The organism is Chryseobacillus diguaensis (assembly GCF_049220665.1).
Lineage (GTDB): Bacteria > Bacillota > Bacilli > Bacillales > Bacillaceae > Metabacillus_B.
In genome coordinates this window covers 60,097-69,440 of the sequence record NZ_JBMKNV010000016.1, presented here as the reverse complement: position 1 = coordinate 69,440, position 9,344 = coordinate 60,097, and the positions used below count along the sequence as shown (strand labels likewise).

Genomic DNA, 9,344 nt, shown 5'->3' with positions numbered 1-9,344 from the left:
AATTACATCACTTACAAAAACTTCAAATGACATTATTGAAGTTTCTTTGTCATGCATGTTTTTATTATAACATCTTTAATCTGGTATTATTACTTAAAAAGTGTTGACTTATATTAGCTGGTATAATGGATGGAATAGCCTTATTTCTGAAGCAATACTCATTAACTAGTTCAGCGATTCTCTGGCTGTGTTATTAAAAATTAATTGCCGGGTAGTTGGGTACCGCCCCAGCCGCTTACATCGCATTGACCATATTCATTATCACCCACAGCAATCACCGTGCCGTCCGATTTAAGGCCGATGGTATGAGCGCAACCCGCCGCAACTGCTACAATATCGCACCAGTCACTTACATTGCATTGACCATACTCATTCCAGCCCACAGCCGTCACAGTACCGTCCGATTTAAGACCGATGGTATGACTACTACCAACCGCTATCGCCACAATATCGTGCCAGACGCTCACATCGCATTGGCCTACCTTATTTTGACCCACAGCAACCGCCGTGCCATCCGATTTAAGCCCAACAGTATGAAGATAACCCGCCGCAACCCCAACTATGTCGCGCCAGTCGCTTACATTGCATTGGCGGTACCTATTATTACCCACACCCGTCACCGTGCCGTCCACTTTAAGACCGATGGTATGCCAGTCACCCGCCGCGACCGCCACAATATCATGCCAGCCGCTTACATTGCATTCATCTTCATTATTTCGGCCCACAGCTACCACCGAACCATCCGATTTAAGCCCAATGGTACGACACCAACCCGCCGCAACCGCTACAATATCGCACCAGTCGTTTATATCGCATTGGCCATGCTTATTCCAACCCACAGCCGCCACAGTACCGTCTGATTTAAGACCGATTGTATGAGCATTACCCGTGTTCGTCGCCATATGAACATTACCCGACGCTACCGCCACAATATCGAGCCAACCGCTTACATTACATTGGCCATATTTATTATCACCCACAGCAGTCACCGTTCCGTCAGATTTAAGACCAACGGTATGACGACGACCCGCCGCTATGGTATCTTTAGGCCACCGTTTCACCTGTAACGCAGCTTCTTTCGGTGAAATGTAATCCATGTTTTACCTCCTTGAATATCAGCAACCCTGTAGTTACCTGTCAAGAATATAAGTAACTTGTTGCTTGTTAAATGTAAGCAACTGTATGGTTTCGTGATAAAGGAACTATATCTAACTGTCCTTTTAGCTTATTCCATTAAATGGCCCAATTGTTGAATAGAATGACTCGCATTTTTATAAAACTTTATTATTTTTTAAACTACTTTATTGTAAATTAAACAACTTTTTTGTCACTTAACAATACGTAAAAAAACACTTCCGACTCGGAAAGTGCATTGACTTCTGCCTGCATTCTAAAACATATTGGTAAACAGGATTTTCTTTTTCAATCATTAAGGTTTCTCTAAATTCTTTTGCAATTGCTGTTTTTGTAAACACTTTAAAAAAATAATCAATATCGATTAAGTCCCATACTTCTCAGGAAAAATGGACTGCTGAAATAATCCATCATTGTTCAATTCTTGCACCCGTTCGTAATATAAGGTTAGCCAGTTTTTTTTGGTTGACCTTTTTTTATATGGTCTTATCATATCGGTAGTCGGGGTAGAAGTCGCACACGTGGAACTAGATTCCGTTAGCTAAACTGTTTACCCCATACTTGTATAAAATTCATATATACATTGTTTTCGTGTGTCTCTTACATAACCTAAATACCCTATTGTTCTGGGGAAAGTGCGTGGCAATGTAATATCTGAAATTTGGGTGAATTGGTTTGAAAGTTCATTATATAACTCCTCTTCCAAGTCAGGAATAATTGCATAGATAAAACAATCTCCCTTGTATAATGCAGAGATTATTTCAGCAAACTCTGGTTCATTAATATATTTTCATCAAGCAATATTTCCTGTACTTTTGGAAAGCCAGCCATCCAAAACACTCCTTTTTTTTATAAGATTATAGCATTCTCAGAAAGGTAGCTATCTTTTATATATATTTCCATGGATGTCCAGTTCATTATAAAGCGTATTGACATAATGTGTACTAATCCTCTGAATAAAGGAGGTGATACATTATGGGCGAAGAATATGGTCGTGGTCGTGGTTTCGCTTTAGTCGTGGTTCTTTTCATCCTTTTAATTATTGTTGGTGCATCTTGGTCTGGATACTAAAATGACACAAAAGCTAAAACAACAATCTTTCATGTGACAATGCACATAATGCGTCAAATGAAGCGTATAGAGAGATGGACTTTCATCTCTCTTTTTTAATAAGAAAAGAGCCAGTAATGGCAGCCTTTATCTTTGCCTTATTTATAAATCTTATTGATTAACATTTAGTTCAATCAAATTACCATCTGGGTCGGCACAGTACAAATACACTTTTTCTGACTGGTTTTTCAAGGATTTCAACTTCATTCTGTTTTAACCATTAAGAGTGTCACATAGTAGTTCCCGACTCTAAGGGCAAAGTGTCCTTCTCTCCAGTATAGGCTTTACTTACGAATCGTCTGTGAAGAGGGATAACTATCAAGTGAAGTTGATGTCATGTCCCTCTAGTTCATACCATGCACCCGGAAAATCAAAATCAGGACGCTGTATTTCTTTTAAACATAAAGTTTTACCATAGAATTCTTTTGCTCTTTCCAAATTTGTCATAGTAAGAAAGGATGTTGTAGACCTTGCCTGCAATTGTTGGACCCATAAAAATTAATTCAGTACACACTGGCGCCGTGGTGAATTTTGGTGACACGTTTTACATTTCTCCTAAGACAACCACAAAAACTGCATCAGGCTCAGGTGGAGCGAATGTTGGGGATTTTTGGGTTTTGAATAACGGAATCAGTGCGACTAACCAGATTGACCAAGATCTTTCAGACCAGAATATTGGAGGAAATTCTTAATAGGCTCTCATGCTGAATAAATTGGCATTGCTATGATACATTAAAAAAATAGTATAAAATTAAATGGTTGCAAAAAGGCTTCAAGCTAGTTACGAAAAAGTAGTAAAAGAATGGACCAATCTCTCTCTTTTTTGTTCAGGAGTTTCTTTGTTGTCTTGCATATAAACACCGCTATAAATTTTTTAAACAATCATTCCTTGTTGATTTTTACCACTATAATTCATAAACCTTATTACACAATCCTGCCCCGTTACTTCTATAAGAAAATGATTCTTTGCTGTGGCAAACATATGTATATGCCGTGATCGGTAATGGCGGGTTTGTCCACCTGATTTACTTTTTTATCCACTCCTTTATTTTCTCCCGTGAGTTCACATGCAGAGTCATTGGACTTCCAAAACGTCATTTTGCCTCTTCCGCAGCCAATATAATCATTTTCGTCTTTATAAATGCACTCAATTTCTCTCCCGATGCCTGCGTCTTAAAGAAATTCTTCATAATAAGTACTTCATAAGCTCGTACTCCTCATATTAGCGGTACCATTAGTATTCAATTTTGTTTGAGATTCTACCTCCATCAATAAACCAATACAAAAAGACGCACATACTCAAGAAGTGCACCTGATAATGGAATAACGACATATTTATAATCAACTTACATTAGCACTTCTTCTTCAGCTAAAGCCCTCGAAGCTTAACAATCAAACAGGAAAATAAAGTCCCTTGCCTCCTATAGGTCGTATACTGATTTGTTCAACCCCAGTTATCAATGACCTTCCACGTTTCCCGTCTGCCATATCAGGGTTATACGATGTTGGCAAAATAAATTATTATCTACTGATAAATTTTTTCACCTTTTTCAAGCATCATTATGAATTGTTGAATTCGTTTCATTCGAGTTTCTTGTTTCTTGGCACTCTTTATTCTAAACAATATTGTATATCGATTCCGTCTATCAAGGGTTTCAAAAAATGCTTTTGCTATAGAATTCTTATTAAGTTCGATTTCAAAAACCTCTGGTATGGCGGCACTGCTCTGCGGCTCATAAGCCCCATCCCATTGACCGTTTTGTTTGGCAATTTCAATTGCCTTCATTCCTGAAGGCTTCATTCTATTATTTTTGATTAAGAGTTCTGCTTTTTCTTTATTCACTTTTGACCAGATGCTCTTAACCCCTCGTGGTGTAAATCGTTGAAGCCAAGTCTTTTCATCAAAGGTTTCCTTCTTGCTATCAATCCATCCGTAACATAAAGCAACCTCTAACGCTTCTTGATAGGATAAAGAAACTAATCCAGATTGCTTTTTCGCAATTTGCAACCTGATTCCCGATGAACTATCATGATTCTCCTCAAGCCAATTCTCCCATGATTCTTGGTCTTCAAAGACTGAATAGAGGATTCACTCGATTTCTTTACCACTTCATTCATCTCCTAAGCTGTTTCATTTAATTAACTCAATTCGAACTCTATGCCAATGATTAAAGTATTCGACAACGGAAAATTCAATACCTTTATTCCTTATTCAACTGAGCCAAAACTCGAAATAGACGCGATCATTTTTAGATAATCGCGCCCTTTAATAGAGGAATAGAGGAATTTTGTTTAGATAGTGGATATATTAGTGCACAAAAAATCTGGAAAAAGAAATTTGGAGAACCTGATTACTTATTAAAGGATTATTGGGACGAATGGTTTGATCATATGATTTGGAGAATCAAGGTCAGCGATTCGTGTTAGGTAGAGAAGTGAGAAAAATAAGCGCTTCTTCGGGAGCTTTAGTTAAAAAAGCAAAATGCTAACCTATAATGATTAAAAATATGCCACATAGACAATCTATACAATATAAAGCAATAAGTGAGGGAGCTTATGTGGTATCTTTATGTTTCCGTTTTGATCTTTAATACTGTAGCCCTATTAGCTAAAAAGAAATTACAGCCCATTGTATATTATGCTTCTATTTTCTGGGGCCTCTTCACAGCAGAGTTTGTAGACAGATGGACAGACAAATTGGACTGGTATGGATTTTTTGAACCAAAAGTTATTGACTGGCCCACTAACCTCATTATCCTAGGTATTTATCCAGCAGCTACCATTCTCTTGCTTAGCTGGTATCCTTTTGAACGAAAATGGACAGCCAAGGTTGCTTATATCCTGGCCTGGTCTGTATTCTCATCTGCATTGGAGTATTCCTTTTATATCGCAGGATATGAATACTTCCACAATGGATGGACATGGTGGCACTCAGCTATATCCTATCCATTCTTATACGGGATCCTATTCATACAAGTGTGGTTTGTAAGACGGCTAATAAAAAAGGGGAGCAGCTAAAAAGCACTTTTCCTGTCCCCCTCTATTGCGGAAGAGCATTTCAAAGACTGTATTTAAGAAAAAGCAGCCGTTGAAGAAGCAAACTTTAATGATTCGGAGTCGCTACTTTCAATCCTAATCCAATATAAATTATCCCTAATTAAGTCACAAAAACAAATTGTACTAAAACCATATAAATTATTGTACCAATGACTATACACGCTAGAGTATTTCTCATCCATATATAAAGAAGGACTATACATAGGATTGCAAGTATTTCTGGTAATCCATGAGAACCGGAAAAAAAGGACATGTCCTTCAAACTATATATTACTAATAAGCCTATAATGGCAGGAGGCAATACTTTTCCTAAATATTTAATGTAGCTTGGTGGTGTTTTGCTTGCTGGGAAAATGATAAAAGGTAAAATCCTTGTCATGACGGTGCCTAAAATAACCATAATAATTGTAATGATACTTTGTTCTAAAGTCATAGTCGTCTCACTACCTCTTTACTTTCGAAGTTATTTTTTAGTACTGTTAAACTTAGTAGTATAAGAATCATTGCAGGAATCATAAAATTGCTTGATCCAAAAATAAATAAGCAAATGGTCGAGGAAATTATTCCAATACAAGATGATAAATGATTTTTTGAATATTTCCACTGGCTTAGGAAAATGACTACAAATAACGCTGTTAAAACAAATTCAATTCCTTTAGTATTAAATTTAATATAATTTCCAAGTATTCCACCCAAAGTAGCACCAGCTACCCAATAGAAATGGTTTAATAATGTAACAAAAAACATAAACCACCCTTTGTCTACACCTTTAGGAAGCATTATAGAACTATTAATAGAAAAAGATTCATCACACATACCAAAGATTAAATACCATTTTTTCTTTCCTGCATTTTTGTATTTTTCGAGCATGGAAATTCCATAAAATAAATGCCTGGCATTTACCATTAATGACAATAGAAAGGCATACATAGGATTAAACGAAGACAATAATAAATTTACAGTAACCAATTCCATTGATCCTGCAAAAATTGTTAGACTCATAAGCATAGGGTAAATGAATGAAAATCCATTATTATTCATGTAAATACCATAAGCTATTCCTAAAGCTAAAAAACCTGTACAAATTGGAATTGTATAAGGCATAGCAGTTTTTAGCGCATTCATTTTATTCATAGTATAGACTCCCATCAATACTTGATTTTCAATTATTTAATACGTAAAATATAAAGTACGATCGAACATTATAGTTAACAATTGTAATATATAATTTACGATTGTTAAATATAATTGTCAAGAGTAGAAAGGATATTTAATGGTGCTAAACGATATTATTGCTAAAAATCTTAAAAAACTAAGGACCGATAGAAATTTGAGCTTAGGCCAATTATCTGACTTATGTAGTGTAAGCAAAGTTATGCTTTCACAAATTGAAAAAGGGGAAACCAACCCTACAATAAATACCATTTGGAAAATTGCTAATGGACTTAAAGTTCCTTATACAAAACTAATTGACGAGGCTCCTAATAATGCTGTAATTGTAAGAAAATCTGAATGTACAGAACAAATGAATGAGGCTGCTAATTATCGAGTATTTTGTTATTTTAAAAGTAGCCCTACACGAAACTTCGAAATGTTTCGTGTCGAATTAGATCCTCATTCATCAAATGAATCTATTGGGCATTCGGAAAAATCGCAGGAATATATTTATGTTACTAGCGGGGAATTAATTTTAAATACTAAAGGGAAAGAGTATATCCTTTTAGAAGGGGATTCAATTTATTTTGATTCTTCTGTGCATCATACTTATAGTAATCAGCAAGATTATTTACTAACATTCGTTGTAATAAACTATTACCCTTAAACGGAAAAAATTTTTTTGATACTTTTTTAAAATACCCGACCCACTATGACACTTACGCTGCCCGTAAAGTGCCAGTGGGCACTCCAAAATTTTAATTATAGTTGATATGGAAATAACCTATCTTATGTATACTGTGAAAACATCTATATGTAATTTCCGAATTCTGCTTAAAGCTGTTATTCAAGAATCTGGCCCTTAACATAAAGAAAGAGCACAATTCTTACTGGAGAATCGCGCCCGATAATTGAATAAACAAAACATTATCAACCCGTTTTTAATACCAAGCTTAAGAGATAAATCCATCCAGCTTTTCTATCCGATCCATACCAACGTCTGATTACATTATTTAGCTGGACTTGCCATGTCTCAAGCTTCTTACTAGGTTCATAGTTATCCCCATCCAATGAAATGATTTTGCTATTGTGATCAACCCCAACAAATATTATAGAGCCTTCTTTTAACTTTGGAATCAGATCAGATCTTTTTGGTGTTGAAAAAAAGACCGTCTTGTGACGGCCTTTCTTTTACTGAATTAATACCTAAATGTTACTTATTCGTAGTGTGCTTTTTGTTTGGCAACTTGTAATGCGGATTACCATCACCCTGATGCTTTTTATTTTTCTCAGTTTTCTCCTGGTTTTCGTGCAATTTTTCAACAAAATCATTTGTGCTTTCCACTGATACACCCTCCTAGAATATAGTTACTTTGTTACTTTTTCCAACTCATAGTAAAAATATTCATAGTCTAACTTAGGACATTCGGGTACAATATTAACGTTTTAAATCTGCATTGAAAGTCAGTCTTTAATTTATCTTTTTGATAAACATACTGACGTACCAGTAACATGTTGATTTCAAAAAAGAAAGCTGTTGACTCATTCAGGTTGCTCATGACCCTATATTTAGGTCTCGAAACCATTGGCAGGGTAAAAACTTTAAGAAAAAATGCCCCGATGCTAGTCTAAATGCGGGATAAAAGCAAACAACAATCTCTGCGAAAAAAAAGTCTATTAAAAAAAGAGAAAAAGTAAAAGTGAAAAACATTTTATCTATCGGCTTTAAATGATGATAAATTCCCGCAGCCTTGGTCTTGTAAAATACACTACTCATATTTTAATAGCAGTTTTAAATAAAGTATCTTAATATTTTTTCGAAAGGTTCAATCTGCAGCTTCAACATTCCATTACCTTCATCGGTCTTTGGATACCCTAAGGAAATTGTATATTTTGTCAGCTGTTCAAAAATCTCCGGCTCAGTTAAGGGACGATTAAGTTTTTTCTCACTTTTTTCTATGAGCAGAGCAAGAGCTCCTGATACATGGGGTGCAGCCATTGAAGTACCTGATAATTTAGCATATTGATTTTTAGGATAAGTGGATAAAATTTCTTCGCCTGGGGCTAATAAATCCACTTCACTATTTGAATTACTAAACTTTGAGAGCCGCTGTTGCAAATTAACAGAGCCCACTTCTACTACTTCTGGATAAGCTCCTGGATAGCTGTACTCATTGGTTCCTGAATTTCCATCCCCCTCGTTTCCCGCAGCGCATACGACAATAATATTATTTTGTACTGCATTTTTTATAGCAGAATGTAAGGAAGAATCATCATTCGGTCCGCCTAGTGACATGGAAATAACTCTTACTTTTTCTCCCTTTGGCCCCCGCCATCTAGTAGCATATTTAATAGCGGAAGTAATACTCTCAATCGTGCCTTCTCCTGAACCCTTTAATACTTTTAAAACAAGCAATTTTGCTTTTGGGGCAACACCTACTACACCCGCACCATTCTCTCTTGCTGCAATCGTTCCGCAAACATGAGTCCCATGGCCATTATTATCTAGAAAAATAGCAGGAAAACCAAAATAGTCTTTTGTAAAATTGTATCCGCCAATAATTTGCCCTTTTAAATCAGGATGGTTAAATTGGCAGCCTGTGTCTAAGACAGCTACCACAATATTTTCTCCCTTGAACCCTTCATCCCAAAAAGATGGTGCCCCAATCAGTCTTATTCCTGAAGGAATCTCAAAAATGTTTTCTCTAATTCCTTCTACATCGAAAGGGATTAGTTTAAAATTTGACACATCTATCATCTCCCTTAGTTTATCCGGCATTTACCAGCGGTAATACCCCCACTTCAATTTATAAGTGGAGGACAACTGTCCAAAACAGCAAAATTGTTTCAACTGACATTCTATGAATCCTTGAAGAGAGCCACTCTTA

10 protein-coding genes and 1 pseudogene are annotated in these 9,344 nt (G+C 36.1%); 5 read left to right on the top strand and 6 right to left on the bottom strand.

The features are described from left to right. Nucleotides 1-200: 200 nt before the first annotated feature. The gene (locus tag ACOT8F_RS18685) at nucleotides 201-1,097 is read right to left on the bottom strand and encodes an RCC1 domain-containing protein (RefSeq protein ID WP_421653454.1); all 897 of its coding nucleotides are present in this window, start codon (nucleotides 1,095-1,097) and stop codon (nucleotides 201-203) included. Nucleotides 1,098-2,109: 1,012 nt separating this feature from the next. Here ACOT8F_RS18685 and ACOT8F_RS18680 point away from each other — a divergent pair. Beyond that, on the top strand, nucleotides 2,110-2,205 hold the full coding sequence (locus ACOT8F_RS18680) for a YjcZ family sporulation protein (RefSeq protein ID WP_421653453.1): 96 nt from the start codon (nucleotides 2,110-2,112) through the stop codon (nucleotides 2,203-2,205). 509 nt (nucleotides 2,206-2,714) lie between these two features. Then, on the top strand, nucleotides 2,715-2,936 hold the full coding sequence (locus tag ACOT8F_RS18675; RefSeq protein WP_421653452.1) for a spore germination protein: 222 nt from the start codon (nucleotides 2,715-2,717) through the stop codon (nucleotides 2,934-2,936). 833 nt (nucleotides 2,937-3,769) lie between these two features. On the opposite strand, the gene ACOT8F_RS18670 is transcribed toward ACOT8F_RS18675, so the two are convergent. Beyond that, on the bottom strand, nucleotides 3,770-4,333 hold the full coding sequence (locus ACOT8F_RS18670) for a YdeI/OmpD-associated family protein (protein ID WP_489672237.1): 564 nt from the start codon (nucleotides 4,331-4,333) through the stop codon (nucleotides 3,770-3,772). A 179-nt stretch (nucleotides 4,334-4,512) separates the two neighbouring features. On the opposite strand from ACOT8F_RS18670, the pseudogene ACOT8F_RS18665 reads away from it, so the two are divergent. Both ACOT8F_RS18665 and ACOT8F_RS18660 read left to right on the top strand, forming a co-directional pair. Next, nucleotides 4,513-4,671: pseudogene (locus ACOT8F_RS18665) on the top strand (GNAT family N-acetyltransferase); the annotation flags it as partial. Between the two features lie 129 nt (nucleotides 4,672-4,800). Continuing rightward, nucleotides 4,801-5,262 (top strand): hypothetical protein, encoded by a 462-nt coding sequence (locus tag ACOT8F_RS18660; protein WP_421653450.1) that lies wholly within the window; start codon nucleotides 4,801-4,803, stop codon nucleotides 5,260-5,262. A 139-nt stretch (nucleotides 5,263-5,401) separates the two neighbouring features. Here ACOT8F_RS18660 and ACOT8F_RS18655 read toward each other — a convergent pair whose 3' ends face one another. Continuing rightward, nucleotides 5,402-5,734 carry a branched-chain amino acid transporter permease gene (locus ACOT8F_RS18655; protein ID WP_421653449.1) on the bottom strand — a complete coding sequence of 111 codons (333 nt, stop codon included), beginning with the start codon at nucleotides 5,732-5,734 and terminating at the stop codon, nucleotides 5,402-5,404. After that, nucleotides 5,731-6,435, bottom strand: coding sequence for an AzlC family ABC transporter permease (locus ACOT8F_RS18650; protein ID WP_421653448.1), 705 nt, complete (start codon nucleotides 6,433-6,435; stop codon nucleotides 5,731-5,733). Before ACOT8F_RS18650 ends, ACOT8F_RS18655 begins: the two co-directional genes overlap by 4 nt. Nucleotides 6,436-6,574: 139 nt before the next feature. On the opposite strand from ACOT8F_RS18650, the gene ACOT8F_RS18645 reads away from it, so the two are divergent. Further along, the gene (locus ACOT8F_RS18645) at nucleotides 6,575-7,123 is read left to right on the top strand and encodes a helix-turn-helix domain-containing protein (RefSeq protein WP_421653447.1); all 549 of its coding nucleotides are present in this window, start codon (nucleotides 6,575-6,577) and stop codon (nucleotides 7,121-7,123) included. 546 nt (nucleotides 7,124-7,669) lie between these two features. Here the strand turns inward: ACOT8F_RS18645 and ACOT8F_RS18640 are convergent. Together ACOT8F_RS18640 and ACOT8F_RS18635 are read right to left on the bottom strand one after the other, a co-directional pair. Next, the gene (locus ACOT8F_RS18640) at nucleotides 7,670-7,801 is read right to left on the bottom strand and encodes a DUF4023 domain-containing protein (protein ID WP_421653446.1); all 132 of its coding nucleotides are present in this window, start codon (nucleotides 7,799-7,801) and stop codon (nucleotides 7,670-7,672) included. Between the two features lie 447 nt (nucleotides 7,802-8,248). Next, nucleotides 8,249-9,205, bottom strand: a complete 957-nt coding sequence (locus ACOT8F_RS18635; protein ID WP_421653445.1) for a S8 family peptidase — start codon at nucleotides 9,203-9,205, stop codon at nucleotides 8,249-8,251. Nucleotides 9,206-9,344 lie beyond the last annotated feature (139 nt).

Coding starts and splice junctions, on each gene's coding strand:
- ACOT8F_RS18660 (WP_421653450.1), top strand. CDS start 4,801: ATGTGGTATCTTTATGTTTCCGTTTTGATCTTTAATACTGTAGCCCTA.
- ACOT8F_RS18655 (WP_421653449.1), bottom strand. CDS start 5,734: ATGACTTTAGAACAAAGTATCATTACAATTATTATGGTTATTTTAGGC.
- ACOT8F_RS18680 (WP_421653453.1), top strand. CDS start 2,110: ATGGGCGAAGAATATGGTCGTGGTCGTGGTTTCGCTTTAGTCGTGGTT.
- ACOT8F_RS18645 (WP_421653447.1), top strand. CDS start 6,575: ATGGTGCTAAACGATATTATTGCTAAAAATCTTAAAAAACTAAGGACC.
- ACOT8F_RS18650 (WP_421653448.1), bottom strand. CDS start 6,435: ATGAATAAAATGAATGCGCTAAAAACTGCTATGCCTTATACAATTCCA.
- ACOT8F_RS18685 (WP_421653454.1), bottom strand. CDS start 1,097: ATGGATTACATTTCACCGAAAGAAGCTGCGTTACAGGTGAAACGGTGG.